Annotated in this window: 24 protein-coding genes; 12 read left to right on the top strand and 12 right to left on the bottom strand. The window is 71.9% G+C overall.

Features of this window, described 5'->3' with window-relative positions; genetic code table 11:
- The first annotated feature begins 288 nt into the window (after window positions 1–288).
- A complete protein-coding gene (locus AB0B64_RS44495; protein WP_358186668.1) occupies window positions 289–2,367 on the top strand; it encodes an alpha-galactosidase in 2,079 nt (692 codons plus the stop codon).
- A gap of 70 nt (window positions 2,368–2,437) precedes the next feature.
- Here the strand turns inward: AB0B64_RS44495 and AB0B64_RS44490 are convergent, their stop codons facing one another.
- Window positions 2,438–3,274, bottom strand: coding sequence for an AraC family transcriptional regulator (locus AB0B64_RS44490; protein ID WP_358186662.1), 837 nt, complete (start codon window positions 3,272–3,274; stop codon window positions 2,438–2,440).
- 93 nt (window positions 3,275–3,367) lie between these two features.
- Here AB0B64_RS44490 and AB0B64_RS44485 point away from each other — a divergent pair, with 93 nt between their 5' ends.
- Window positions 3,368–4,105 carry a phytanoyl-CoA dioxygenase family protein gene (locus AB0B64_RS44485; RefSeq protein ID WP_358186657.1) on the top strand — a complete coding sequence of 246 codons (738 nt, stop codon included), beginning with the start codon at window positions 3,368–3,370 and terminating at the stop codon, window positions 4,103–4,105.
- 53 nt (window positions 4,106–4,158) lie between these two features.
- On the opposite strand, the gene AB0B64_RS44480 is transcribed toward AB0B64_RS44485, so the two are convergent.
- The gene (locus AB0B64_RS44480) at window positions 4,159–5,169 is read right to left on the bottom strand and encodes a substrate-binding domain-containing protein (protein WP_357952028.1); all 1,011 of its coding nucleotides are present in this window, start codon (window positions 5,167–5,169) and stop codon (window positions 4,159–4,161) included.
- A gap of 230 nt (window positions 5,170–5,399) precedes the next feature.
- Here AB0B64_RS44480 and AB0B64_RS44475 point away from each other — a divergent pair, with 230 nt between their 5' ends.
- Complete coding sequence (locus tag AB0B64_RS44475) at window positions 5,400–7,700, top strand: glycoside hydrolase family 3 N-terminal domain-containing protein (protein WP_358186643.1); 2,301 nt, start codon at window positions 5,400–5,402, stop codon at window positions 7,698–7,700.
- 57 nt (window positions 7,701–7,757) lie between these two features.
- On the opposite strand, the gene AB0B64_RS44470 is transcribed toward AB0B64_RS44475, so the two are convergent.
- The 3 genes from AB0B64_RS44470 to AB0B64_RS44460 all read right to left on the bottom strand — a co-directional run bounded on the left by AB0B64_RS44470 (window position 7,758) and on the right by AB0B64_RS44460 (window position 11,026).
- Window positions 7,758–9,626 carry a cytochrome c oxidase assembly protein gene (locus tag AB0B64_RS44470; RefSeq protein WP_358186637.1) on the bottom strand — a complete coding sequence of 623 codons (1,869 nt, stop codon included), beginning with the start codon at window positions 9,624–9,626 and terminating at the stop codon, window positions 7,758–7,760.
- An 84-nt stretch (window positions 9,627–9,710) separates the two neighbouring features.
- Window positions 9,711–10,238 (bottom strand): MFS transporter, encoded by a 528-nt coding sequence (locus AB0B64_RS44465; RefSeq protein WP_358186628.1) that lies wholly within the window; start codon window positions 10,236–10,238, stop codon window positions 9,711–9,713.
- 188 nt (window positions 10,239–10,426) lie between these two features.
- Window positions 10,427–11,026, bottom strand: coding sequence for a hypothetical protein (locus tag AB0B64_RS44460; RefSeq protein ID WP_357952020.1), 600 nt, complete (start codon window positions 11,024–11,026; stop codon window positions 10,427–10,429).
- 241 nt (window positions 11,027–11,267) lie between these two features.
- Between AB0B64_RS44460 and AB0B64_RS44455 the strand changes: the two genes are divergently transcribed.
- Window positions 11,268–12,416 carry a helix-turn-helix domain-containing protein gene (locus AB0B64_RS44455; protein ID WP_358186622.1) on the top strand — a complete coding sequence of 383 codons (1,149 nt, stop codon included), beginning with the start codon at window positions 11,268–11,270 and terminating at the stop codon, window positions 12,414–12,416.
- Window positions 12,417–12,494: 78 nt separating this feature from the next.
- Here AB0B64_RS44455 and AB0B64_RS44450 read toward each other — a convergent pair whose 3' ends face one another.
- The 5 genes from AB0B64_RS44450 to AB0B64_RS44430 form a co-directional block, all read right to left on the bottom strand.
- Window positions 12,495–13,100, bottom strand: coding sequence for an energy-coupling factor transporter transmembrane protein EcfT (locus tag AB0B64_RS44450; RefSeq protein ID WP_358186617.1), 606 nt, complete (start codon window positions 13,098–13,100; stop codon window positions 12,495–12,497).
- Window positions 13,097–13,771, bottom strand: a complete 675-nt coding sequence (locus AB0B64_RS44445; RefSeq protein ID WP_358186611.1) for an ABC transporter ATP-binding protein — start codon at window positions 13,769–13,771, stop codon at window positions 13,097–13,099. Before AB0B64_RS44445 ends, AB0B64_RS44450 begins: the two co-directional genes overlap by 4 nt.
- A gap of 66 nt (window positions 13,772–13,837) precedes the next feature.
- The gene (locus tag AB0B64_RS44440; protein ID WP_358186606.1) at window positions 13,838–14,989 is read right to left on the bottom strand and encodes a thiolase family protein; all 1,152 of its coding nucleotides are present in this window, start codon (window positions 14,987–14,989) and stop codon (window positions 13,838–13,840) included.
- Window positions 14,989–16,419 carry an AMP-binding protein gene (locus AB0B64_RS44435; protein ID WP_358186601.1) on the bottom strand — a complete coding sequence of 477 codons (1,431 nt, stop codon included), beginning with the start codon at window positions 16,417–16,419 and terminating at the stop codon, window positions 14,989–14,991. The genes AB0B64_RS44440 and AB0B64_RS44435 overlap by 1 nt, the downstream gene beginning before the upstream one ends.
- A gap of 7 nt (window positions 16,420–16,426) precedes the next feature.
- Complete coding sequence (locus tag AB0B64_RS44430; protein ID WP_357952009.1) at window positions 16,427–17,059, bottom strand: biotin transporter BioY; 633 nt, start codon at window positions 17,057–17,059, stop codon at window positions 16,427–16,429.
- 176 nt (window positions 17,060–17,235) lie between these two features.
- Between AB0B64_RS44430 and AB0B64_RS44425 the strand changes: the two genes are divergently transcribed.
- Together AB0B64_RS44425 and AB0B64_RS44420 are read left to right on the top strand one after the other, a co-directional pair.
- Entirely contained in the window at window positions 17,236–17,481 is a 246-nt protein-coding gene (locus AB0B64_RS44425) for a hypothetical protein (protein WP_358186590.1), read from the top strand.
- On the top strand, window positions 17,475–18,002 hold the full coding sequence (locus tag AB0B64_RS44420) for a pentapeptide repeat-containing protein (protein ID WP_358186585.1): 528 nt from the start codon (window positions 17,475–17,477) through the stop codon (window positions 18,000–18,002). Before AB0B64_RS44425 ends, AB0B64_RS44420 begins: the two co-directional genes overlap by 7 nt.
- Here the strand turns inward: AB0B64_RS44420 and AB0B64_RS44415 are convergent.
- Window positions 17,948–18,685 carry an amino acid racemase gene (locus AB0B64_RS44415; protein WP_357952005.1) on the bottom strand — a complete coding sequence of 246 codons (738 nt, stop codon included), beginning with the start codon at window positions 18,683–18,685 and terminating at the stop codon, window positions 17,948–17,950. The genes AB0B64_RS44420 and AB0B64_RS44415 overlap by 55 nt on opposite strands.
- 190 nt (window positions 18,686–18,875) lie before the next feature.
- On the opposite strand from AB0B64_RS44415, the gene AB0B64_RS44410 reads away from it, so the two are divergent.
- Window positions 18,876–20,030 carry an RtcB family protein gene (locus tag AB0B64_RS44410; RefSeq protein WP_357952003.1) on the top strand — a complete coding sequence of 385 codons (1,155 nt, stop codon included), beginning with the start codon at window positions 18,876–18,878 and terminating at the stop codon, window positions 20,028–20,030.
- 22 nt (window positions 20,031–20,052) lie between these two features.
- On the opposite strand, the gene AB0B64_RS44405 is transcribed toward AB0B64_RS44410, so the two are convergent.
- Window positions 20,053–20,907, bottom strand: coding sequence for a helix-turn-helix transcriptional regulator (locus tag AB0B64_RS44405; protein ID WP_358186575.1), 855 nt, complete (start codon window positions 20,905–20,907; stop codon window positions 20,053–20,055).
- Between the two features lie 111 nt (window positions 20,908–21,018).
- Here AB0B64_RS44405 and AB0B64_RS44400 point away from each other — a divergent pair, with 111 nt between their 5' ends.
- From AB0B64_RS44400 to AB0B64_RS44380, 5 genes are all read left to right on the top strand, one after another.
- On the top strand, window positions 21,019–21,903 hold the full coding sequence (locus AB0B64_RS44400) for an NmrA/HSCARG family protein (protein ID WP_358186566.1): 885 nt from the start codon (window positions 21,019–21,021) through the stop codon (window positions 21,901–21,903).
- The gene (locus AB0B64_RS44395; RefSeq protein WP_358186559.1) at window positions 21,891–22,430 is read left to right on the top strand and encodes a cupin domain-containing protein; all 540 of its coding nucleotides are present in this window, start codon (window positions 21,891–21,893) and stop codon (window positions 22,428–22,430) included. The genes AB0B64_RS44400 and AB0B64_RS44395 overlap by 13 nt, the downstream gene beginning before the upstream one ends.
- Before the next feature lie 130 nt (window positions 22,431–22,560).
- Window positions 22,561–23,757 (top strand): MFS transporter, encoded by a 1,197-nt coding sequence (locus AB0B64_RS44390; RefSeq protein ID WP_358186549.1) that lies wholly within the window; start codon window positions 22,561–22,563, stop codon window positions 23,755–23,757.
- A 160-nt stretch (window positions 23,758–23,917) separates the two neighbouring features.
- Window positions 23,918–25,030, top strand: coding sequence for a histidine kinase (locus AB0B64_RS44385; protein ID WP_357951994.1), 1,113 nt, complete (start codon window positions 23,918–23,920; stop codon window positions 25,028–25,030).
- Window positions 25,021–25,665: a response regulator transcription factor gene (locus tag AB0B64_RS44380; RefSeq protein ID WP_358186536.1), complete on the top strand. Its 645-nt coding sequence runs from the start codon at window positions 25,021–25,023 to the stop codon at window positions 25,663–25,665. The genes AB0B64_RS44385 and AB0B64_RS44380 overlap by 10 nt, the downstream gene beginning before the upstream one ends.
- Window positions 25,666–25,675 lie beyond the last annotated feature (10 nt).

The raw sequence follows: 25,675 nt of genomic DNA, 5'->3' as shown, positions 1-25,675 counted from the left end.
GTCCTGGCCGGCCGCGATGGCCATGCGCCCGATTTCCATCTTCATCCGGTGCCGCCATGAGGCACCGGCCCTCGGTCATCGCTTCGTCTACCAGGTCGTGGCCGACGTTAAGAGAATGATCTTCCGCTTTTCTTCCGTTCTTCTTCCGTGCCGGTTCCGCGAGCGGGAAGCTGCGATTTGTCGCCCGGCGCGCCGATTGCGGCACCTGCTCGCCGGTCGACCGGCGCACCGTGCGAACCTCTTACACGAAAGCGGGCCCGGCGCCCGTCCGAGTGTGAGGAGCCCGACGTGTCCCCCGTGATCCTTTCCGCCGCAGGCACCTGTCTCGTCCTTGACGTCGCGGGCTCCGGCCTGCCGCGGGTGCGCCATTTCGGTGCCGACATCGGTGCGGTCGCCGAGGAGCAACTCCTGCCCGCGCTGGCCTCTCTGACGCCGGCGCCGCCGCTGGTGCCGCTCCAGGGCGACAGCTGGTACGGCCGGCCGGGCCTGTCAGGAGCCCGTACGTCCGCGCATCGGCCGGTCAGGTGGAACCTCTACGGCCCGGTCGAGACGCGGGCCGTACCCGGTGCGGGCGGCAGTGTGACCGTGACCGCGACCGACGATCGGGCGGGGCTCCGGCTGGTGAGCGAGCTGGCCATGGACGCCAACGGCGTGGTCACGATGCGGCACGCGCTGACGAACACCGCCGCCGAACCGTACCGCGTGGAGGAGCTGACCTGCGCGTTGCCGCTGCCCGCGCGGGCGGATGAGCTGCTCGACTTCACCGGGCGGTGGGCGCTGGAGAAGGTGCCGCAGCGCCGGCCGCTGGCCTACGGCGTCTGGTCGCGGGAGAACCGGCGCGGGCGCACCGGGCACGACGGCACGGGCCTGCTGGTGGCGGGAACGGGCGGGTTCGGGTTCCGGCACGGCGAGGTGTGGGCGGCGCACGCCGGATGGAGCGGCGACCACATCCACTACGTCGAGCGGCTGCCGGAGGGCGTGACGCTGCTGGCGGCCGGCGAGCTGCTCGCGCCCGGCGAGATCATCCTGGGCGAGGGCGAGACGTACGAGACGCCGCTGGTCTATTTCACCTGGTCGGACTCCGGGCTGGACCCGGCGGCCGGGCGGCTGCACGGTCACCTGCGCTCGCGCGGCCCGCGCCCGGCCCGCCCGGTCACCCTGAACAACTGGGAGGCCACCTACTTCGACCACGGCCTCGACCGGCTGCTGGCGCTGGCCGACCGGGCCGCGGAGGTGGGGATCGAGCGGTTCGTCCTGGACGACGGCTGGTTCCGGCACCGCCGCGACGACAAGGCCGGGCTCGGCGACTGGTACGTGGACGAGGGGGTGTGGCCCGACGGCCTGCACCCGCTGGCCAAGCACGTGCGCAAGCTCGGTATGCAGTTCGGGCTCTGGTTCGAGCCGGAGATGATCAATCTCGACTCCGACCTCGCCCGCGAACATCCCGAATGGGTGCTCGGCCGCGCCGACCGGCTCCCGCCGCCGCAGCGCAACCAGCACGTGCTCGACCTGGCCCGGCCGGAGGTCTTCGCCTACCTGCTGGACCGGATCAGCACGCTGGTGGGCGAGTACGAGCTGGACTACATCAAGTGGGACCACAACCGCGACATCGCCGAGCCCGTCCACGACGGCGTGGCGGGTGTGCACGCGCAGACCGTGGCCGCGTACCGGCTGATCGACGAGCTGCGCCGCCGCCATCCCAGGCTGGAGATCGAGTCGTGCTCGTCCGGCGGCGCGCGGATCGACTACGGCATCCTGGCCCGTACCGACCGGGTCTGGACCTCCGACAGCAACGACGCGCTCGACCGGCAGGCGATCCAGCGCTGGACCGGCCTGCTCGTGCCGCCGGAGCTGATGGGCAGCCACGTCGGCGCGCCCCGCGACCACGTCACCGGCCGGTCGCTGCCGCTGTCGTTCCGCTGCGCCACCGCGCTGTTCGGCCACATGGGCGTCGAGTGGGACCTGACCTCGACGAGCGAGGCCGAACGCGAGGAGCTCGCGGAATGGATCGCCCTGCACAAGCGGCTGCGGCCGACGCTGCACGGCGGGACCGTGGTCCGCGCCGACCATCCCGACCCGGCGGTGCTGCTGCACGGCGTGGTCCGGGGCGGGCACGCGGTGTTCGCCTGCGTCCAGCTCGCCTCCCGGGTGGCCATGGGGCCGGCCCCGCTGCGCCTGCCCGGACTGGACCCCGAGGCCGTCTATGAGGTGCGGGTGACCGGCCGCCTGCCCACGGGTGTCGGGCTGCCGGAGTGGACGGCCGCCCCGGTACGCCTGCGGGGCTCGGTCCTGGCCGGGCTCGGGCTGCCGTCCCCGGCGCTGAAGCCCGCCACCGCACTGGTCATCGAGCTGGAGGAGGTGCGCTGACCCTCGCCCGCCACCGCGCTCGTCATGGCGCTGATCATGGCGCTGATCATGGCGCTGGTCACGGCGCTGGTCACGGCGCTGGCGCAGGTGCGCTGAACCTGGCCCGGTAGCCGGACGGGCTCATCGCGAAGAACTGCCGGAAGCGGCGGCTGGCGTAGTTGGGGTCGCTCCACCCCACCTGCCTGCCGATCGCCGCGACCGGCAGGTCCGTCTCGATGAGCAACGCCGCCGCCCGCTCGGCGCGCAGCCGGTTCAGGTACGCCATCGGCGAGATGCCGAGCTGGGCGGTGAACGTCCTGGCCAGGTGCGCGGCCGAGACGCGCGCGAGCGCCGCCAGGTCGTCCACCGACCAGTCCCGCCGCGGGTCGCCCTCCAGCTCCCGTACGGCCAGCAGCACCGCGGGGTGCGTCCCCGCGCTCCCGGCGGCGGGCTCACCGAGCGAGGCCAGTGAGGCCGCCGCCCCGCCCAGCAGGCACAGCAGCGCTCCCACCTGCGTGATGTGCCCGCCCACCGCCGCCGGAAGCGCGGCCTCCACCACCGCGAGCGCCCCGTCGTCCAGCCGCGACACATGCCCCGAGCGGTGCAGCAGCCTGCCGATGTGGGGTTCGGCCCGCAGCCAGGCCAGCTCCCGCTGGAACATCTCCGGACCGACGTACACGTTGTGCACCACCAGCCCGCGGCAGTCGTGGTAGCCGTGCCAGTCGCCCGGTCGCAGCAGCGCGACCGAGCCGCGGCTCAGCTCCTGCTCCCCGATGGCCGAGACGTGCGTGGCCGTGCCCCTGGTGACCACGGCCAGCTCCAGGAAGTCGTGGCTGTGCGCGCTGTTGTCGGCGGCCAGCTCGTGCCGCTCCGCCACCACGGGCGGCCGGTCGGGGGTGAAGACGTCGTCGCGTCGTACGCGGTGCACATCAGGATTGTGCTACATGCGAGCAACCCCCGTCCTAGCCCGCCCCGGCACCGCCCGGCAAGAGTGGAGGCACCACCGACAAGGGAGAAGAACATGCTTGACGACGCTCAGGTGTCCGCGTACCGACGTGACGGTTTCATCCACCTGCCGCAGGTGATCTCGCGTGCGGAGGCCGCCCGGTACGCCAAGGCGGCGCTGGCCGCGCAGGAGACCGTGCGGGACAACCGGGAGGGCGACATCTTCGTCCAGCTGCTCCAGCTCTGGCAGCACGACGAGACGCTGCGCGAGCTCACCCTGCACCCGGGGCTCGCCGCGCTCGCGACCCAGCTGGCGGGCGTGCCGCTGCGGCTCTGGCACGACCAGCTGCTGATCAAGAAGCCGCACAACGGCGCGGCCACCGAGTTCCACCAGGACCAGCCGTACTGGCCGCACACCGGCTCGCGGCACGCCCTGTCGGCCTGGATCGCGCTGGTCGACGTGCCCGTCGAGCGGGGCTGCATGACGTTCGTGCCCGGCTCGCAGGATCTCCAGGACCTGCGCGCCCAGGACTTGACGGACGGCCAGGACCTCTTCCGGATCGCGCCCGAGCTGCGGTGGCGGCAGCGGGTGACCGTCCCGTTGAAGGCGGGAGACTGCACCTTCCACAACTCGTACCTGGCGCACTGCGCCACGCCCAACTTCACCGACGACCCGCGCATCGCGCATGTGGTCATCTACATGGACGCCGACGCGGTCTTCGCCGCCGAACCGTCGCACGTGCTGACCGACCCCCTCGGCCTCACCCCCGGCCTGCCGCTGCCCGACGAGCACTTCCCCAGCTTCGCTCGCTGATCGACCCCGACGTCACGCGAGTCGGCGCGTCGCGCTGCCTCTGGACCCCGGCGTCACCCGGGTCGGCGCGTCGCGCTGCCTCTGACGATGAGGCTCGTGGCGAGCTCGATCCGGGTGCCGGCCGAGCCCCTGCGGTGGGCCAGCTCTTCGGTGATCAGCCGGACCGCCTCGTTGGCCATGTCGTCGAGCGGCTGACGGACCGTGGTGAGCGGCGGGGACAGCATCTCGCACAGCGGGGAGTCGTCGAAGCCGACCACGGACACCTCGTCGGGGATGCGGATGCCACGCTCGGCCGCCGCCTGGTAGACGCCCGCGGCCTGCAGGTCGGAGCCCGCGAAGATGGCCGTGGGCCGGTCGGGGTGGTCGAGCAGCTCGGCGCCGAACGTCTTGCCGCCGGAGACCTGGAAGTCGGCGAACCGCGTGAGGTCCGCCGACGGCTCGACGCCGAAGGTGCGGTGCGCGGCCAGATAGCCCTCGTAGCGGTCGAGGGTGCACTGCGTGTCGAGCGGCCCGCCGATGAAGCCGATCCGCTCGTGCCCCAGCTCCAGGAGATGCGTCGTCGCCATCACCCCGCCCGACCAGTTGGTCGCGCCCACGGTCGAGAGCCGGGGGTCGCGCTTGCCGACCGGATCCAGGAGCACCATCGGGACCCGCAGCAGCTCTTCGACCGCCGCGATCTCCTCCTGGTTGGCGCGCGAGAGCACCAGGACGATGCCGTCGGTGCCGCGCTTGCGCACCATCCCGATCCAGCGCCGCAGGTCGAAGTCGGCGCGCGCGGAGGAGGTCACGACGAGTGAGAACCCCCAGCGCGCGGCCGCCTGCTCCGCACCCTTGACCAGGACCTCAGCCCAGGGCGAGCCGAGCCCGTCGATGAGCAGGTCGACCAGGCCGACTTGCGGGGCGCTGGGCGGGCGGAGCGCTTCGTACCCGGAGGCGCGGACCGCTTCGAGCACCTTGCCGCGGGTGGCGGCGGAGACGTGCTTCTTGCCGCTCAGCACTTTCGAGACCGTCGGGACCGACACCCCGGCCGCCGCCGCGACATCGGAGAGCGTGGGTCGGGGCACAGTACCTCCCGTTTGCCGACTTTCGGAAAATTGTCTGGCCCGCAGACGCTTATCCAACTGGGCTGATGAGGCGCATGCGGCAAATGTTGACACGACTACAAGTCGGAATCTACCGTAACGAAACGGCAATGTCACGGCATTCTTTCGGAAAACTATCCGGAAACTTTCCGATGCGATGACGGAAGCCCGCGCCGAACCGGGCGCGCCGGATCAACAGTGAGGGTGCGTGCATGACGATCGATGAGCGTCGAGCGCGACGCGTCGGCGACCTGCTGGCCGACATGTCGCTCGACGAGAAGCTCGCGCAGCTCGTGGGCGTGTGGCTGAACGTCAATCGCGAAGAGGGTGTCGTCGCGCCGCTGCAGGATTCGATGCAGGGCGAGGACGTCGCGTTCGAGGAGTTCGCCCGCCACGGACTCGGGCAGATCACCCGGCACTACGGGACCCGGCCCGTCGATCCGGAGTGGGCGAGCACCCTGCTGGCCGCGCGGCAGCGATGGCTCCTCGACCACACCCGCCTCGGCATCCCGGCACTGGCGCACGAGGAATGCCTCACCGGGCTGGCGGCCTGGCAGGCGACGACCTATCCGGTCCCGCCGGCCTGGGGCGCGTCCTTCGACCCCGAGCTGGTCGAGCGGATGGGCCGGCGGATCGGGGCGAGCATGGCCGCGCTCGGCATTCATCAGGGGCTCGCTCCCGTGCTCGACGTGATTCGCGACCAGCGGTGGGGGCGGGTCGAGGAGTGCGTGTCCGAGGATCCGTACGAGGTCGCGACGATCGGGGCGGCGTACGTGCGGGGGCTCCAGTCCGCGGGCGTGATCGCCACGTTGAAGCATTTCGTCGGCTATTCGAACTCCCGCGCCGGGCGGAACCTGGCCCCGGTCCACGCGGGGCCGCGTGAGGTGGCCGACGTGCTGCTGTTCCCGTTCGAGGTGGCGATCCGGGACGCGGGGGCGGGCTCGGTGATGAACTCCTACGCCGAGATCGACGGGATCCCGATCGCCGCGGACGACCACTACCTGACCCGGATCCTGCGTGACGAGTGGGGTTTCGGCGGCACCGTCGTCGCGGACTACTTCGCGGTCGCCTTCCTGCACACGCTGCACGCCGTCGCCACCGACGCCGAAGACGCCGCCGTGCAGGCGCTTACGGCGGGGATCGACGTAGAGCTCCCCACCGGGGTGGCCTATCTGGCGCCGCTGAAGCAGGCCGTGTCGAGCGGGCGGATCGCCGAATCGCTGATCGACCGGGCGTTGAGCCGGGTGCTGCTGCAGAAGGCGAAGCTCGGCCTGCTCGACGACGGCTACGAGCCGGCTCCTTCGGGACCCGTCGACCTGGACGGCGCCGAGTCCCGGGCGCTGGCGCGGCGGCTGGCGGAAGAGTCCATCGTGCTGCTGACCAACAACGGCCTGCTCCCCCTCGGCGACGGCAATGGACAGCGCATCGCCGTCATAGGCCCGAACGCGGACAGCGTCACCGCGCTGTTCGGCTGCTACTCCTTCGTCAACCACGTCCTGCCGCACTTTCCCGAGGTCGAGCCGGGCATCGAATCGCCCACGCTGCTCGACGCCCTGCGGGCGGAGTTCCCGGACGCGGTGCTGCGGGTCGCGCACGGCACGGGTGTCGACGACGGCGACCGCACGGGGTTCGGCGCCGCCGTGGACCTGGCGGCCGCCTCCGACGTGGTGATCCTCGTGCTCGGCGACCGCTCCGGCCTGTTCGGCCGGGGCACCTCCGGCGAGGGCTGCGACGTGGACACCCTCGACCTGCCCGGCGCCCAGCAGGCACTCGCCGACGCGGTCCTCGCCATGGGCACTCCGGTCGTGGCGGTGCTGCTGACCGGCCGGGCCTACGCCGTGCCGGGCATCCTCCGCGAGGCCGCCGCCGTGGTGCAGGCGTTCTTCCCCGGCGAGGAGGGCGCGGGCGCCATCGCCCGGGTGATCAGCGGAGCCGTCAACCCGTCGGGGCGGCTGCCGATGAGCATGCCGGGCTCGTCCGCCGGCCAGCCGTACAGCTACCTGCATCCCCGGCTCGGCGCGGCCAGTTCGGTGAGCAACATCGACCCCGCTCCGGAGCTGGGGTTCGGTCACGGGCTGAGCTACACGAGCTTCGCCTACGACGAGGTGTCCGTGGCCGGGACCGCCCCGGCGGCGGACGGGTCGATCCGCTGCTCCGTCGTCGTCCGCAACGCGGGCGAGCGGGCGGGCGCGGAGATCGTGCAGGTCTACGCGTCGGACGTGGTCGCCTCGGTGACCCGGCCCGTCGCCCAGCTGGTCGGATACGCGCGCGTCGAGCTCGCGCCCGGCGAGCGGGTGTCGGTCGGCTTCGAGGTGCCGACGCGGCTGCTGGCCTTCACCGGGCGCGACGGCCGGCGCGTCGTCGAGCCCGGCGAGGTGACGGTGACCGTCCGCCGCTCCGTCACCGACGTCGTCGCCGAGAGGTCGGTGACACTGACCGGGCCGGTGTACGAGATCACCGGCGCCGAACGGCGGCTGACCACGGTCGATCAGACAAGCATCCTCCTCCGGTGAGTGGCGGGCTGACCGCCGTCGTTCAGACGAACGTACCGACCGGCTGACCACCGTCGATCAGGCGAGCGTCCTTCTCCGCTGAGCGGCCCGCCGCCATGACGTCAGTCGTACCACCGGTGCCACGAGCACCACGACCGCGCCGACCAGCACCGTCAGCCCGGCGGTCCGCTGGTCGGCGGACAGGTCCGACACCCCCGGCGGCGACACCAGCGTGAACCAGTCCACGCCCACCCCCGGCCCGAACCGCAGGGCCAGCCCGAGCGCGAGCTGCGCCACGGCGACCACCGCGAGCAGCCGCACCCGCGCCATCCAGGTGATCGGGCGCGGCAGCGGATCCACCCCGGCCAGCACCCAGAAGCACAACGCCCCGGCGCAGAAGAGCACCGCCAGGGTGAGCAGATGGAGCGCGTAGCTGTACAACGACTGCCCCAGCCAGCCGGTCCCGTACAGCACCGCCATCGGCACGATCTGCGCGGCGGCGACGGTCACCGGGTGGGTGAGCCGCGAGGCCAGGCGGCTGTCCAGGATCGCGCGGGTCACGTCGCCGTACTGGGACCGGTCCGTGGTGGTCTGGGCGGCGAGCGTCAGCGGCGCGCCGAGCGCCAGGAGCAGCGGCGCCACGAGCGCGACCAGGCCGTACTGCAGCGCCTGCGCCGACAGCATCGCGCGGGCGTAGCCGCCCACCCCGCTGAGCAGGGCGAACGCCAGCACCGCGAGCCCGGCGAGCCACGCGGCGGTACGGCCCGGCGGCCACACGATCCCGTCGCGGGCCAGGCGGCGCAGCCCGACGAGGTAGCCGATCGCGAGGCCGGCCAGCACGAGCAGGATCAGCGGGTCCAGCCTGATCTCGGTGAGCAGGCCGCCGATCGAGAAGGGCGGCAGGTTGTACTCCAGCAGGAGGTGGTCGTGGCCGCCGCCGCCCTCCGAAGGCGGCGGCGGGGTGCGTGACAGGGCGACCGCGAGCCCGACGGCCGCCGCCATGACGATCGCCTCACCGGTGGCCAGGCGGACGAACGTGCGCCGCACCGGGCGTTCGGCCAGGCCCGCGACGGTACGGCGGCGATGGTTCTGGCCGAAGACGCCCAGGGCCACCAGCGCGGCCGCCTTGGCCAGGATGAGCAGGCCGTAACGGGTCTGCCACAGCTGCGCGACGGCGTCGAGGCGCACCCAGGCGCTGGCCACGCCCGACACGGCCACCGCGCCGAAACAGGCCAGGGCCAGCGTGCTGAACCTGGGCACCACCTCCGTGAGCCGGTCCGACCGCCGGAAGTGGACCAGGACGGCGGCCAGGCCGCCCACCCACACCGCCACCGCCGCCAGGTGCGCCATCAGCGCGGAGATCGCGATGTCGTGGTCGCCCGCCGAGGCGGCGTGGCCGACGTAGGCGGGCGGCAGGATCGCGAAGACGGCGACCACCAGCAGGAAGGCGTTCCACCAGGGCGAACACCACAGGCTGGTGCCGATCGCCACCACCCCCGCCGCCGCGGCCACGATGAGCAGCGCCTGGGTCTGCGGGACGGTCGTGCCGAACGACAGGATCGACGGGCTCTCGAACAGGTCGGTGAGCGGCAGGCCGACGACCTCCGAGATCGTCAGCAGGTACGTCACCACCGCGGCGGCGGCCCAGCCCAGCCCCCAGCGGCCGGCCGCGCGCAGGCAGGCGGCGGCCTGCGGCGTGCCGCGCGGCGCCAGGATCACGGCGGCCACCAGTGTTCCGACGGTGGCGAAGGCGCACAGGTCATAGGCGAACCGGGCCAGGGGCATCCCCCAGTCGGTGAACGGTCCCGCCTTGGGCAGGCCCGGGATCGACGGCTGCGGCACGCTTCCGCCGAACAGCAGGGCCGCGACCAGCACCAGGACTCCGGCGGCCACGGCGACGACGGCGTATCGGCGGGCCGGCGTCGCCCCGCCTCGGAAAGTGGACACGGCTGCTCAGGTGCCGAAGGGCAGGGGTCGACGGCGTTGGGGGGTTGACGGCATGGTGATCTCCACGTGGCTGCGGGACGGGGTTCAGAGGGCAGCCGGGAGCGGGGGTCCACGCCGGACGACCGCGTGACGCAGGACGCTTTCGTACGGTCCGCCGGGTGAGCGATAGGCGGGCGCCGGTGGAGTGAGTGGGTATGCGGGGCACGACGGCAGGACCAGGAGCAGGCGTACGGCCAGCCGCCGCAGCACCGCCCACAGCGCGGTCTCGCCCCTGGCCACCCACCATCCGGTCACCAGAGTGGCGGTGAGGTGGCAGAGCACCATGCCCATGTCGGCGGCCGGTCCGTGTCCAGGCGGCATGGGCGCGGGTGCGTCGTGCCAGGAGAACAGCCCGTGCAGGAGGACTTGCGCCGAGCCGAGCAGGACAGCGATCAGGACCGGTTCGCGCTCCCGGCCGGCCAGCGCGGCGGCGCCCGCCGTTACTAGCCCGGCGCCGAGCGCGAGATGGCCGGGGCCCGGCAGAGTGCCGTCGGCGAACCAGTGGGCCAGGGCGGCCAGCGTCACACAGACGGCCGCGAAGAGGGCCGACCGCGCTAATCGCAACGGCAGCATGGCTCGCATGGTGCCCAAATGCTCCCACACCAGCAGCTCGCCGTGAGGCGCGTTCCCACCTATAGCGTTTTATCCGAAATTTCAGCTTTTCCAGGCTTATAACGGTGACGCCGAGCGGCCCGCTCAACGCATGAGAGCGCGCCGGTGGCACCCGTATCGGCACCACCGGCGCGCTGATCAGGTGAGCGTCAGGCGTGCAAGCCCCGACAATTGATCTTGAACGAGTCGCCGTAGCCTTCCCAGACCCCTACCAAGGTCCATCCCTGGGCGACCTTGTCAGCGTGCTGCCAGGTGCAGGCCGCATGCAGGTCGAGGCGGATCTGACCGTCGTTCCTGGTGCAGACCCAGCCGGTCACGTTGTCGCCCAAGTGCTTCGCGCCGTTGTAGCCGATCGACTGGCAGAAACCGGCGAGGTTCATGCCCTTGTAGAACTCGGTCACTCCCGGCGTGGCATGGCACTTCCACTCGCCGGCGCTGGTGCCGTTGGTCGACGCGGTGACCGGATAGCCGGCGGCCACGAGCGGGCTGAACTGCCACTGGCAGGCACTGGCCACCGAGAGGCCGACTTCGTCGTTGCCGCTGACGCACCGCCAGCCATCGAAATGGGTGCCCACCAATTTGGCATGGTCGTACCCGATCGACCTGCAGTAACCGTTGAGGTCGACGCCGCCCAGGTAGGCGTCGACCGATTGGACTGTGAGCGGTGCGGCTTGGGCGGGTGAGGCGCCCAGCCAGGTCGCGCCCAGGCACGCCAGCAGCACGGTCAGGACGAGATGACGCAGTCGCATACCGATCCCTTCGTCGAGCGGTCGATGGCGCCGCAGCCGAACCACGCCGCGGCCTGCCAAGTATCAAATCCGCCCGGCGAGCAGGTCTTCGTGGCGGCGACACAAGGTCACACGCGCTGTTGCGCGTTCGCGTAAGGAGCATTGATCCACGACGAGCGGGCCGACGAATACGCGGGGGGCAAGCACCGAACCTGACCGTTGAAGGGGGCACGGGTTGACGGGGAAAACGGGGAAACGGAACGTGGGCGGACTGTTCGCGTCGTTACGTGAGCAGGTGGAGGACAACGCGCGAAACGCCGTGTCGGCGTATCTGCGCGAAATCCCTGAATACCAGGACATTCCGACTATTGGCGGCGAGCGCGACCACCAGGCGAGCATGTACGATTTCGCGGTCTTCATCCGGTCCCGCAGACTCGACCTGGCGCCGGCGCGGCTGCCGCTCAACGACGAGGACCTGTCGACGATCTCGTCGGTGGGCCGCCAGCGTGCCGAGCTGGGGCTGTCCGTCCTGTCGCAGCAGCGGGTACTCGGGCTGCACACGCACCTCACGCTCCAGGAGATCCACCGGGTGGCCGGCCCGGAGGACGGCGACGACCTGCTGCGGATGCTCGGCTGGATCGGCGCGCAGGGCGTCCGCGCCAGAAGCGCGTACCTGCACGGGTACACCGATGGGGTGGGCCGGTCACGGACGCTGGCCACCCGCAACGAGCTGCTCGCCCGCGCGCTGCTCGCGGACGAGCCGGTGGAGCCGCGGCTGGCCGACTCGCTGCGGCCATTGGTGGCCGCCCGCTACGCGCTGACGGTGGTGCGTGTCCCCGCCCCCGCCGTGCCCGAGCAGGACCGCTCCGCCGTGGTGAGCGCGCTCGCCGCCGGCTCGCTGGTCGCCTGGCTGAGCCGTGGCGAGCTGGCCATCCTGACGCCCGGCACCGTGGACCGTACGGTGGCGCTGCACCAAGTGCGCTCGGCGGTGGCGCTGCTCGGGCGGGCCTGCCAGATCGCTTCCGTGGAGGGCGTGACCGGCCGGCTCGCCGAATCCCTCACCTGGGCGCGGCAGGCCAGCCGGGTCGCGCCGACGGAGGACCGGCCGGCGCGCCTGTACGTCCTCGCCGACCTGTTCGTCGAGATGGCCGTCGCGAACACGCCGGAAATCGACGCGTGGCTGCGCGCGTTCGCCCGGCGGCTGTCCAACGGGCCGGATCTCGTGTCGACCCTGCACGCCTACTATCGGCACAACATGAACCGCGCGGCCGCGTCGGCGGCGCTGCGCATCCATCCGCGTACCTTGGACTACCGGCTGCAGCGCGCCCGCAAGGTGACCGGCCTCGAGCCCGGGTCGACTCTCGGCGTACGGATGCTCAGCACGGCGGTGGCGCGCCTGCTGGCCCGGTGAATCGACTGGGCAGGCGTGACCGCCCGACGCCTGCCCATCGACCCGTGACCGCCGTCAATCGTCCAGTCGCTCGGCCGGTCAGTCGTCCAGGCCGCGGGCGCTGAGGGCCTCGCCCAGCGCGTCCGCGTGCCGCAGCGCGCTCACCACCAGCGGCACGGCGAAGGCCCGCACGCTCCACTGCACTCCCCTGGCGCGCTGCGCCTCCCGTACGCGGGTCGCCAGCTCGGCCATGACCGGCACGCTGCGGATCGTGAGGGACAGCAGCAACGACAGCCGGAACGGGTCCAGCCCCACCCAGCGCGCCGGCGACAGGCAGCGTTCCAGGAACGCCATCATGGCCTCCGTCCGCGTCGTCAGGGTGACCAGCCCGGCCAGGGCGACGGCCAGGACGACCCGGGACACCGAGGTGATCGCCGACGGCAGGTCCGCGAAGACCGCCTGCACGGCGAACAGCGCCACCGCGAACCAGCGGACCGGCCGCACCTGCGCCCAGGCCGCCGCCGCGCCCACCCCCGAGACGGCGAACAGCACCCCCACCACAAGCGCGGCGACCGCCATCGACACCGGCGCGCGCAGCAGGACGAGCACCGTGCAGCACGCCGCCAGGCCCGCGAGCTTGGCCCCCGCGGGCAGGCGATGCAGCGGCGAGCCGCCTGGGACGTAGGCGCCGGTGAGCCCGTTCACGACATGAGCTTCCGGTAGTGGTCGATGGCCGCCGGCGGCGGGGCGTCGGCCACGATCCGTCCCTCGTCCATGACCAGCAGGCGGTCGAAGTCCGCCAGCAGTGCCAGGTCGTGGCTGATCACGACCACCTGCTGCGGCAGGTCGCGCAGCACGTCGGCGACCAGCCGGGAGTGGCGCAGGTCTAGGAGGGTCGTCGGCTCGTCCATGACGAGGATCTCGGGTTCGAGCACCAGGACCGAGCAGAGGGCGAGCAGCTGCTTCTGGCCGCCGGACAGCTGGTGGGCGGGGTGGTCGGCGTGGCCCGCCAGGCCGTACCTGTCCAGTACGTCCGTGACCCGGCGCTGGACGTCCTCGCGCGGCAGTTTGTGCCGGCGCAGGGAGAACGCGACGTCCTCGGCCACGGTCGGCATCACGATCTGCGCGTCCGGGTCGGTGAACAGGAACCCGACGCGCCGCCTGATCCTGGCCGCGTGGCGGCGGGTGTCGTCGCCGAGGACGGTGACGGTGCCGGAAGTCGGCAGGACCAGGCCGTTCAGCAGCCGGGCCAGCGTGCTTTTGCCCGACCCGTTGGCCCCGATCACACCGATCCGCCGCTCGGGCAGGCGGGCCGTGACGCCGCACAGCACCTCACGCTGCCCGAGCCGGACCCGCACGCCGTCCAGCTCGATCACCCACACCACCCACGCATCTCGACCGGCTCACACCGCTCAGGCATCTCAACCGGCTCGCTCATTGGCTCACACCACCTCGAACAGGGCGGCGACGCCGAGGCCGCCCCCGACAGCCGCCGTCGCCAGCCCCAACGTCCCCGGCGGCGCGCCCGACCGTACGAGCCGCGTGAACAGCCGGGTGACCACGACGGCTCCGGTGGCCCCCCACGGATGGCCGAGCGCCAGCGCGCCGCCGTCGGCGCAGACCCGGTCCCGGTCGGCGCCGAGCGGGTCGAGCCCGAGCGCGTCGGTGACGGCCAGCGTCTGGGCCGCGAACGCCTCCACGATCTCCACCGCCGCGATCTGTTCCATGCTCACTCCGGTACGGCCGAGCAGCCGTCGTACGGCGGGCACCGGACCCCAGCCGGGCAGAGCGGGATCACAGCCGACGACGGCGCCGCCCCGCAGCCGGAGGCCCGGCAGCCCGGCTCTGGCGCGCAGGCGTTCCGTGGTGAGGGCGACCGCCGCCGCCCCGTCGCTGACCGGCGAGGAGTTCCCGGCCGTCACCGTCCCTCCGGGGACGAACGCCGCGGGCAACCGCGACATCGACTCCGGCCGCAACACCCGGGGCCGCTGGTCCTCCGTCCGCCCTTTGACCTCGACGATCTCCGCCGTGAACCGTCCCGCCTCCCGCGCGGCCACCGCCTTGGCGTTGCTCGCGCGCGCGTAGTCGTCCTGGCGGGCCCGATCCACGCCGCGCGCCACGGCCAGCGCCTCGGCCGCGGCGCCCATGTCCGGGTCCGGGTGGCCGGCCGGGGTGAAGGGCGCCCGCTCGTACGGCACGGCGGGGCTCCCCCGGTACGCCCGCAGCGGCGCGGTGGAGGCGCTCTCGACCCCACCGGCGATGACCAGCTCCATCTCTTCGCTGGCCACGGCCTGACCCGCCATCAGGATCGCGGCCAGCCCGCTGCCGCACTGCCGATCCACCGTGGCGCCGGGAACGGCCTCGCCCAGCCCCGCGCCCAGCGCCGACACACGCGCCAGGTTCCCGCCCGGACCCATGCAGTTGCCGAGCACCACGTCCTCGATCGGCACGCCGAGGCCGGCGACGTCACCGGCCAGCGCCTCGATGACGGGCGAGGCCAGCATGTCGGCGGTCACCTCCTTGAAGGCGTGCCCGGCGGTCCCGATCGCCGTACGGCGCGCGGCCACGATGACCGGCGCGATGTCCGACCGCATCAGGTGAGCCGCCACAGGTCAGGGTCGCCGCCGGCCAGGCGGGCGGTGAGGAGGCCGCGGGCCGGCTTGCCCGCCGAGGTGCGGGGCAGGCTGTCCACCGCGTACCAGCGGCGGGGCCGTTGCGCCGCGGCCAGCCCGCCGCGGGCCACGGCCTCGAGCGCGGCTCGCGAGGGCGGGGTTCCGGCGCCCACCTCGACGATCGCCGTGACCACCGCGCCCAGGTCCGGGTGCGGCGAGCCGACCACCACGACGTCGCCCACCCCCCGAACGCTCCTGAGCACCTCTTCGACGTCCTCCGGCACGACCGTGGCGCCGCCGGTCTGGATCGCGCCGTCGCCCCGGCCGCGCAGCCGCAGGACCTCACCCGGCAGGTACGGCTCCGCCACGTCGCCGACGCTCATCCACCCGTCGCCGTCCACCCGCAGCGGGCCCGCCGCGCCGGCCAGATAGCCTTCGGCCAGCCAGGGCGACCGCGCCCACACCTCGCCGAGCGTCTGGCCCGGCAGGGTCCTGACCTGGAGTTCCACACCCGGAAAAGGGCGCAGCCCCGCGCCGTCGGCGTCGGCGGCCACGAAGGACAGCTCGGTCGCGCCGTAGTAGGACACCACCCGTACGCCGACGTCCGCCGCCCGCTCCCGCAGCCCGGCCGGCAGCGCCGCCCCGCCGATCACGACGGTCCGCAGCGGGGCGCCCTCTTCCAAGGCGTCCAGTACGGCCGGCAGGCAATGCGGCACCAGGTGGGCCACGGTCGCCCGGCTGAGCTGCTCGCCCAGGGCGCCGGGCGACCAGCGGCCCGGCACCAGGGCCGTGGCGCCGACGGCCAGCGCGTGCACGGCCGCGAAGCCGTACAGGGAGGAGCCCAGGGGTCCGGGCACCAGGACGACATCGCCGGGGCCGATCCCGGCCAGCTCGCTCACCCACGGGAACGACGCGGTCCAGGACGCGCGCGTGCGCACCACGGCCCGGGGACGGCCGGTGCTCCCGGAACTGAAACACGCCCAGGCCCGATCGCCGTCCTCCGGCTGCGGCCACGCCGCCGCATGAGAAACCAGCGTGCCCGTCTCAGCGGATGACCCCGCGCCCGCCTCGGCGGGTGACAGAACGTCGTTCGCCCCAGCGGGCGGGAGGCTGTCGAGGTGGCGGTCCGCGGGGATCACGGCCCGTACGCGTTCGTCCCAGGCCGGGTCGCACAGCAGTGGCGTACCCCCCGCCAGGTCCGTCGCCAGTGCGGCGATGAGCTGGTCCACCGGGTCGGCCAGACTGATCGCGACCAGCGCCCCGCGAGCCAAGCCCGGCGCGGTCAGGTGCGCCGCGGTGTCGCGGACGCGCCGGGCGAGCTCGGCGTAGCTCAGTTCGCCCGCCGGGCCGCACACCGCGAGACGGTGCGGGTGGTCGGAAGCGTGGCGCAATACCTGTGCGGCGACCGGCATGACCGGTTCAGCCCTCCTTGCTGGCGCGGAGCCGTTCGCGATGCACGGCCGGGACCGCGTCAGGGTATGCCCGTTGAGTACCTTTCGTCACAATCGCCGCCAGCACCGCCTTGATCAGGTCGCCGGGCAGGAACAACGTGGCGCTGAGCAGCGCCGTCCGGCCCAGCGGGACGCCGGTGACAGCCGCCTGCACGGGCAGACCGATCAGGTAGATCACCCCGATGCCGCCGACCACACAGGCCACCACCAGCCGGACGATGCCCGGCCGATGGCCGCCGCGTTCGACGATCCAGCCGGTCACGGCCGCGCCGGGCAGCCAGCCGATCAGGTACCCGGCCGACGGCCCCGCGAACACGCCCAGCCCGCCACGCCCGCCCGCCAGCAACGGCAGGCCGACGGCCACCAGCACGAGCAGTACGGCGACGGCCAGGGCGGCCCGCCACGAGCCCAGGATCGTGCCCGCCAGCATGACGCCGAACGTCTGCAGCGTGATCGGGACCGCGTTGCCGAACAGGTTCAGGGTGCCCGGCAGGCCGAGCGCGGCGATCAGCGCCGCGAAGACGCTGATCCGGGCGATGTCGCCGGTGGGGAAACCCTTTCCCCCGGTGAGCCTCGGCATGTCGCCGCCTCCACTTCTCATAGGTGCTTCTCGTGGGTGCGTGGAACTTCTCGTAGGTGCGGATCTGATCTCACACCACAACGTCCCGGGACACGCATGGAGGGATGCCACAACATTCGCCCGCGAGCGTCGTCACCGCTCAACTTGAGTAGGGGTCTACTCTCGCCAACGGGCGGACCTGAGCGCACGATCCGCTCATGACGGGGTTCCGTTGGCGTCCCGAAGAACGGGCGACCGCTCCATTATCGCGGGCGGAATTCGCCACTCTCCAACCCGTAGAACGCGCTGAGCTGCACCGCGCGGCCCAAGACAGCCGGCGCCAGTTCATCACCACCCTGCTGCAGATCCCGGCGACCATCGCCGTGCTGGGCGGACTGCTGCTGACGGCGCAGGGACTGGCGCAGACCGCGAAATCGGTGAGGCCTCCCGTGAGGAGTTGCTGATCGCCAGGAAGGGCCTCGAAGTCGCGCAGAAGGGCCTGGTCACCGACCGATTCACCAAGGCCGTCGAACAACTCGGCAGCGCGAGCATGGAGGTGCGGATCGGCGCCGCCTACGCCCTCGAGAACATCGGCAGGGATGTCCCCGACTACCGGCAGACGACCGTTGACGTTCTCGCCAGCTATGTCGTGGGAAACGGCCGCACGTCGACCAAGAAGAACTACGGGCAGGCCAGAGATGTTCGGGCCATGCTCACCGTGCTGGGCCGGGTCCGTCCGGCCCACCCGAAGCAGGAGTGGATCGACCTGTCACACGCCCGGCTCGGCGACGCCGACCTGAGCGACGCCTACCTGCCGCGAGCCAGGATGTACGGCGTGTTCCTCGCCGGAGCCGAGCTTTTCGGAGCAAATCTGTCCGACAGCATCATGCCCTTCTCCGACTTCTCCTCTGCCTACCTGACAAAGACCGGTCAGCTCCGGGGAGTGGCCGAAACCCCGCCACGCCAGGTGGGCAGCGGCCGGTGACCGGCCGCGACCTCGTACGCGGCGACGGCCATGAGGCGGGTGGAGTCGAGGGTCGGCAGCGGCGACGCCTCGGGTGTCACCAGGAGCGGGATCTCGGTGCAGACGAGCGCCACGGCGTCACACCCCCGCTCCGCGAGCCGCGAGATGACACGGACGTACTCCCGCCGCGACTCCTCGGTGAACACCCCGCTCACGAGCTCGGCGAAGATGATCTCGTTGATGATCCGCCGGTCGTCCGGATCCGGCACCTCCGCCGCGATCCCACGCGCGGCGAGCGCCTCCGGATAGAGCCGGCCGTCCATCGTGTACGCCGTACCCAGGACACCGACCTTCGTCCGCCCCTCACGAACGGCCTGGTCGGCGACCACCTCGGCGATGTGCAGGCCGGGCAGGGCGAGGTCCTCGCCGGGCCGTTCGAGCGCCAGGTGGGCGGTGTTGTCCGGGCAGGCGAAGAAGTCGGCCCCGGCGCGGGCGAGGCGCCCGACGCTGACGGCCAGCGTGGCCCTGATCGAGTCGTGGTCGCCCGCGTCCCAGGCGGGCATGCTGTAGCCGAAGGCGATGTAGTCGAGGGTCACGTCGGGATGCTCGTGCCGGCCCACCCGGCGAAACCCCTCCTGGCAGTAGGCCAGGAAGCACAGGGCCGCCCCTTCGGTGCTGTGGGCGAGGATGCCGAGATGCCGCATAGTGATCACTCCTCCGATGGCGGGAACCTTCGCCCACCACCGCCCAAGGTGCCACAGCCGACCGCCCCGAGCGCGGTTGGCGGAGCTCCGTCCTCTCCGTGGTGGCTCGCCGCCCAACAAACCAGTAGCGATCACCGCACTCCCGTCGAATACGCTGCTACGAGATCATCGACCAGAAAGGCCGCCCCTCATGCCGCAGCGGGTAGCACCCGGACTCATCTCATGGGCGAGCGACATCGAGCCGGACGCCATCGAACAAGCCGCCCGCGCCGCCCGCCTGCCCTTCGTCCCCAGCCACGTCGCGCTGATGCCGGACGCCCATGTCGGGATGGGCGCCACCGTCGGCTCCGTCATCCCGACCCAGGGCGCCATCATCCCCTCGGCCGTGGGCGTGGACATCGGCTGCGGCATGGTCGCCACCGAGACCGACCTGACCGCCGCGGACCTGCCCGACACCCTGGCCGCGCTCATGCCGCTCATCGAGCAGCGCATCCCGGCCGGCGTCGGCCAGGGCCATGACGACCCGTCCACCGACGCCTCGCTCAACGCGATCGGCACACCCGGCACCTCACTGACGGGCAAGCAGGAGCACACGGTCATCGCGCAGTTCGGGACGCTCGGCTCCGGCAACCACTTCGTCGAGGTCTGCCTGGACGAGCGCGACCGTGTGTGGACGGTGCTGCACTCCGGCTCGCGCGGCATCGGCAACCAGCTCGCCACCATGCACATCACGCAGGCGAAGAAGCTGATGAAGCAGTGGTTCATCGAGCTGGCCGACCCGGATCTGGCCTACCTCGTGCAGGGCACGCCGCAGTTCACCGCCTACATCGAGGACATGCTGTGGGCCCAGCGCTACGCCATGGCCTCACGCGCCCGCATGGCCGAGGTGCTGGTCGCCTCCCTGTTCCAGGTCGTCGGTCATGGTGCCGCGCTGCGCACGATCAACGCCCATCACAACTTCACCCAGATGGAACGCCACCACGGCCGCGACATGTGGATCACCCGGAAGGGTGCGATCAAGGCGGCCAGCGGAGACGAGGGAATCATCCCCGGCTCCATGGGTACCCGCTCCTACATCGTGACCGGCCTGGGCAGCGCCGCTTCCTACAACTCCTGCTCCCATGGTGCGGGACGGCGCATGTCCCGCACCGAGGCGCGCAAGAAGCTCACCGCCGCTTCGCTCACCGAGGCGATGGGCAGCCGCGTCTGGAACGCCGACCGCGCCGGGGCGCTGGTGGACGAGCACCCGGAAGCGTACAAGTCGATCGATCAGGTCATGGAAGATCAGAAGGACCTGGTCACCGTGCAACACACGCTGCGCCAGATCTTCAACTACAAGGGCTGATCCCTCGCGCCCGCCACGGAGATCATGGGGCTTCGAGCATGGAGGTGATCCGCTGGAGCATCGCGTGACTCGCCGGCACCTGTACGACCATCACCAGGTCGGGGCGCTCGACCAAGCGGACCTGGAACATCTCCAGTTCGATCCGCCCGGCCTCGGGGTGATCGAGTTCGATCGTCGCGGGTCTGAAGGAGCGGATCGGGTATTCGTTCCACCATTCCCGGAACTCCGAACTCGCCGCGGTCAACCCGGCCACGAGGTCGGCGAACCGTGGGTCGTCCGGACGCTGCCCCACCATGGCCCGGAATTGGCTGAGGACGGCCCGCGCCGCCGGCTCCCACCGGGTCATGCGGGCCCGGTTCTCCTCGTCGCTGAACATCATCCACAGCAGGTTTCGCCGATCGGCGGGAAACCTGTCTGGATCGTGGCGGACTAGCGCGTACGCCCGGTTCCACACCAGGTAGTCGAAATGGCCGTCATAAATGGAGGCGATGTTCGGAGCCACGGCGTCGACCAAGCGGCGCAGTCGCGGACGTACGTCATCGGAGGGGGTTTCCCGGTCCGGGGCGGCGAGACCGGCGAGGTACCGAAGGTGCCGGTGGTGGTCCGGGCCGAGCAGGAGCGCGCGGGCCAGCGCGTCGATCACCTGGGCCGACGTGGAGATGTTCCGGCCCTGCTCCAGCCAGGTGTACCAGGTGACACCGACGCCGGACAGCTCGGCGACCTCTTCGCGCCGGAGGCCGGCGGTCCGGCGTCGCCCCGGTATGCCGTCTTCCGGCAGCCCCACGTCTCCCGGCCGCAGCCGGGCTCGCCGGGCGCGCAGAAAGGCACCCAGCTCGGCGCGCCGCGCCGCCTGTCCGTTGTCGTGGCCGCTTTCCACACAGCTCCCGTGGACGGTGAACCGACCGGCAGGTTAGCAGTATCTGTACCAGGATCGGCCGCCTCTTCGTCGTTAGCCTGATCATTGTCACTTTCGGGCGAAGGAGGGCATATGGCACAGCAGAAGGGACCGGTGCTGGTGATCGGGGCCACCGGCCAGCAGGGTGGCGCGGCCGCGCGCCAGCTGCTCGATCGTGGCTGGGAGGTGCGCGCCCTGGTGCGGAATCCCGGCTCGCCGGGCGCTGAAACGCTGCAGGCGGCGGGAGCCACCCTCGTCACCGGCGACCTGGACGACGCGGCGTCGCTTCGGGCGGCGATGGACGGCGCGTACGGCGTCTTCCTGGTGCTGACCATGCTCACCGGGCCCAAGGTGACCCCTGAAGGAGTGATCGCCGAGGAACGGCGTGGCAAGGCGGTGGCGGAGATCGCCAAGAAGTCCGGCGTCGGGCATCTCGTCTACAGCTCGATCAGCGGCGCCGGCCTGGTGAGCGGCATCCCTTACTACGACAGCAAGGCCCGCATCGAGGAACGCGTCGACTCGCTCGGGCTACCGGCCACCGTGCTGCGGCCTGTCATGTTCATGGAGAACTTCACCTCCCTCACCCGCCCGGTCGTGGACGGCGACGAGCTGGCGGTCAACCTCGCCGTACGGCCGGAGACGCGGGTACGGCTGATCGCGACGCAGGACATCGGGGCTTTCGCCGCGATCGCGTTCGACCAGCCCGACGAGTTCATCGACCGGAAACTCGAGATCGCCGGGGACTGCCTGTCCGCTCAGGCGATCGCCGAGGCCTTCGGCCGGGCCGGCGGCCTGCCCAGCCGCTTCCATCAGGTGCCCATCGAGCAGGTGCGGGCCTTCGACGAGCAGGTGGCCGGGATGTTCGCCTGGCTCGGCGACCGCGACGACGACGAACCCGACTTCCCAGCGCTACGGGCCGCCCACCCGGGCCTGATGACGCTGGAGAACTGGCTGGAGGCAACCGGATGGAAGCCATGAACGACCCGAACCCGACCGATGGACTGCTGCTCGGGCCTGGCGCCGGACACCGGATCCAGACCGCCGGCATGACGGTCAAGTTAGGTGCGGAGCGGTCGAACCGCTGGTCCATGTTCGAGGCGGACATCGCACCGGGATTCGATGTCGGGGCGCATCTGCATCATGCGGCCGAGGAGGTGTTCTACATCCTCGACGGGGAGCTCGACCTGCTCGCCTTCCACCCACGCGAGAAGGCCGACGGCGACTGGCGGACGTGGGAGTCGGACACCGGCACGCCGGTGTTCAGAGGCGGTCCGGGGAGCGTCATGTTCGTACCCGCCGGCTGCCCGCACGCCTTCTTCAACCCCGGCCCCAAGCCTGCGCGAATGCTCTTCCTCGTCTCCCCGTCCGGCCACGAGCACTACCTCCGCGAACTCGCCGATCTGATAGCCGCCACCCAGCCACCCGATCAAGAGGCGATCGCGGCCCTGCGGGCCCGCCACGACATTCACCAGCTGACCTCCCTCATGAACCGCCCCTTGACGTAGCGGTAGACCACGGCCCGGCCAGATGCCACCGGAAGGCCTGTTCCCACCGATGGCGTTTTATCCGACATTTCGCCCTTTCTCGCCTTATGGGGTTGTTGCGATAGGTTGAGGCCGTGACGTACAGGTGGCCGTGGAGAAGGCGCGCGACCGGCTGGAGTGCGTGATCACCTGGCATCGGCGTAATCAGATGGCCCTGCTGCTGGCCCACTCCGTGGGAACGCAGGTGGTGACGTTCGTGCTGCGGCCGACCATGTCGTACGGGGCGATCGAGCTGCACGTCTCTGCGGCGTGGCTGGGCGTGCTGGGCGCCAGCTTCGCCGTCGCGCCGCTCCTCCTGGCCATCCCCGCCGGTCAGGCGGCCGACCGGTACGGCGAGCGGCGCATGGCCGTGGCGGGCGCGATCCTGCTCACGACCGCCTGCGCCGCCTTCCTCGCCTTCGGCCACACGATCCCCGGGCTGATCGCCGGCGGCGTCCTGCTCGGCACTGGGCATCTCGGCTGTGTCATCGCCCAGCAGGCGATGGTGGCCAACATGACCGAGCGTGGCCGCCACGACACCGCCTTCGGGCACTACACCTTCGCCGCCTCGCTCGGGCAGGCCATGGGCCCGATCCTGATCATCGTGTTCGGCGGCGCCCACGCCATCCCGGACACCGGCCGGATCTACCTGTGGACCTGCGGGCTCGCCGCCGCGCTCGTCGGGCTGTCGGCGCTGCTGACCGGCAGTCCGCGGGCCACCGCGCGGGCCGGCGGCGAAGCCACGGGGGTGCGCTCGCTGCTGCGGCTGCCCGGTCTCGCGCACGCGCTCGTGACCAGCTGCGTGGTGCTGGCCGCGGTCGACATCACGCTCGTCTACCTTCCGGCGCTGGGCGCCGAGCAAGGGCTCGCCTCAGGCGTGGTGGGTGTCCTGCTGGCGATCCGCGGCGTGGCCTCCATGGGGTCGCGCTTCTTCCTCGGCCGCCTCTCGCACGCCTTCGGCAGACGGCGTCTCCTGGTCGCCGGCACCGTCGCGGCGGCCCTGGCCATGGCGCTCACGCCGCTGCCGATGCCGCTGTGGCTGCTGGCCTGCGTGCTGCTCGTCCTGGGGTTCGGGCTCGGGGTGGGACAGCCGATGACCATGTCGTGGCTCGCCGAGTCCGCGCCCCCCGGTCTGCGGGGGCGGGCGATGTCGCTCCGGCTCGCGGGCAACCGTACCGGGCAGATCCTCATCCCGGGCGCGGCCGGGCTGGTGGCGGCGGGCGCGGGGGCCGCGGGAGTGCTCCTGATCACCGCGCTGGGCCTCGGCTGGGCGGGCGTGGCCGCCCGCCGCCTGCCCGTCGACACCTGACCGGCGCAGCACGGACAAGTCAACACCTGACCGGCGCAGCACGGACAAGTCAACACCTGACCGGCGCAGCACGGACAAGTCAACACCTGACCGGCGCCCCACGCCTGCTCGCCGGGCGTGCCACGCCGCCGGACCGCCGCAGCGCCTAGACTTCGCGTCCGTGGCAGGCATTGTTTTCAGGCAGCTCACCGGAGTGCTGGCCGGGCTGGTCACCGGAGCCGCCGCCCTCGCCCTTTGGACCTTCGCCTGGCCGTACCGGAACAGGTGGGCGCCGGGAATGGTGGCGCTCGAACGGGCCCGGCTGGCCGCCTGGTTCGGGCAGGAGACCGACGGGGCCGCGTCCGGTCACGGCTATCTCGCGCTGCGTGCCCTGGTCGGCGTGCTCGGGGGCTATCTCGCGCTGGCGCTGCTGTTCCTGGCCCTGCTGTTCCTGGGCGGCAGCACGTGGGTGCTGTTCTCCGGCGACTACGCGCCGGTGGCGCTGGACCTGCCGGGCATCAAGCTGTCGATGCACAGCTGGGCGGTCGGCCTGGCCTGCGGGGTGCTGATGCTGGCCCTGGGCGGGTTCTGGTGCCGCCTGCTGGTGGCGACCGAGCGGCGGCTGGCCGTACGCTTCCTCGGTCCCGGGCCGCAGGAGCTGATGCGGCGGCGCATCGCCGAGCTGACCGTCAGCCGGTCCGGCATCGTGCGGGTGGTCGACGACGAGCGGCGCAGGATCGAGCGGGACCTGCACGACGGCGTGCAGCAGCGCGGCGTGGCGCTGGCCATGCTGCTCGGGCGGGCCCGGCACAGCCCCGCCGGGGCGGCCGAGCTGGTGGACCAGGCGTACGCCGAGTCCCGGCAACTGCTCGACGAGCTGCGCAGCGTGGCGTGGCGGATCTACCCGACCGCGCTCGACGAGCTGGGCCTGCGCACGGCGCTGGCCGGTGTCGCCGAACGTTCGTGCGTGCCGGTGACCGTCGACTACGGCCTGGCCGGACGGCCCGTCTCGGAGGTGGAGACCGCCCTGTACTTCGTGGCCAGGGAGGCGATCACCAACGCGGTCAAGCACGCGCGGGCGCGGGACATCCTGGTCGTGCTGAGCGAGGACGAGCGGGCGGTCCGCGTGGTGATCTCCGACGACGGCCGCGGCGGCGCCGACCCGGCGGGCGGCGGACTGTCGGGGCTGGCCAGGCGGGTGATGGCGCTCGACGGCCGGTTCGAGGTCGACAGCCCGCCCGGCGGCGGCACCAGGATCTGCGCGACCCTCCCGAAGGCGGCATCGTGCGGCTGATCCTCGCCGACGACGCCGTACTGCTGCGTGAGGGCCTGATCAGGCTGCTGGAGGAGGCCGGGCACGAGGTCGTGGCCGCGATCGGCGACGCGGAGTCCCTGATCGAGGCGGTGGCCGAGCACCGGCCGGAGGTCGCGGTGGTGGACGTGCGGATGCCGCCCACCCATTCCGACGAGGGCCTGCGCGCGGCGCTGGAGATCCGCGCGCGCTGGCCCTCGGTGGGCGTGCTGGTCCTGTCGCAGTACGTGGAGAAGACGTACGCGGCCAAGCTGCTCGCCGAGGCCACCGAGGGCATGGGCTACCTGCTGAAGGACCGCGTGTCGGAGGTGGCGGACTTCCTGGGTTCCCTGGAGCGGATCCGCGCGGGCGGCACCGTCATCGACCCCGAAGTGGTCAGGCAGCTCCTCGCCCGCACCACCCGCGTGGACCCGCTGCGTACGCTCAGCGAACGCGAGTCGCAGGTGCTGCGGCAGCTCGCCGAGGGCTTCACCAACGCCGCGATCGCCACGAACCTCCACGTCTCCCTGAGCACGGTGGAGAAGCACGTCAACGCCATCTTCGACAAGCTCCACCTGCCGGTGACCCCCGCCTACAGCAGACGGGTGCTGGCCATCCTGCGCCACCTCGACGGCTGAGGCGAGGCCG

The organism is Nonomuraea sp. NPDC049129 (assembly GCF_040648495.1).
Taxonomy (GTDB): domain Bacteria; phylum Actinomycetota; class Actinomycetes; order Streptosporangiales; family Streptosporangiaceae; genus Nonomuraea.
Note: the sequence above shows the minus strand (reverse complement) of the source record. Positions and strands in the feature narration are given on the sequence as shown.

Coding starts and splice junctions, on each gene's coding strand:
- AB0B64_RS44440 (WP_358186606.1), bottom strand. CDS start 14,989: ATGCGGTCGGACATCGCGCCGGTCATCGTGGCCGCGCGCCGTACGGCG.
- AB0B64_RS44410 (WP_357952003.1), top strand. CDS start 18,876: ATGCCGCAGCGGGTAGCACCCGGACTCATCTCATGGGCGAGCGACATC.
- AB0B64_RS44425 (WP_358186590.1), top strand. CDS start 17,236: ATGACGGGGTTCCGTTGGCGTCCCGAAGAACGGGCGACCGCTCCATTA.
- AB0B64_RS44395 (WP_358186559.1), top strand. CDS start 21,891: ATGGAAGCCATGAACGACCCGAACCCGACCGATGGACTGCTGCTCGGG.
- AB0B64_RS44475 (WP_358186643.1), top strand. CDS start 5,400: ATGACGATCGATGAGCGTCGAGCGCGACGCGTCGGCGACCTGCTGGCC.
- AB0B64_RS44435 (WP_358186601.1), bottom strand. CDS start 16,419: ATGCCGGTCGCCGCACAGGTATTGCGCCACGCTTCCGACCACCCGCAC.
- AB0B64_RS44430 (WP_357952009.1), bottom strand. CDS start 17,059: ATGAGAAGTGGAGGCGGCGACATGCCGAGGCTCACCGGGGGAAAGGGT.
- AB0B64_RS44465 (WP_358186628.1), bottom strand. CDS start 10,238: ATGCTGCCGTTGCGATTAGCGCGGTCGGCCCTCTTCGCGGCCGTCTGT.
- AB0B64_RS44460 (WP_357952020.1), bottom strand. CDS start 11,026: ATGCGACTGCGTCATCTCGTCCTGACCGTGCTGCTGGCGTGCCTGGGC.
- AB0B64_RS44485 (WP_358186657.1), top strand. CDS start 3,368: ATGCTTGACGACGCTCAGGTGTCCGCGTACCGACGTGACGGTTTCATC.
- AB0B64_RS44415 (WP_357952005.1), bottom strand. CDS start 18,685: ATGCGGCATCTCGGCATCCTCGCCCACAGCACCGAAGGGGCGGCCCTG.
- AB0B64_RS44400 (WP_358186566.1), top strand. CDS start 21,019: ATGGCACAGCAGAAGGGACCGGTGCTGGTGATCGGGGCCACCGGCCAG.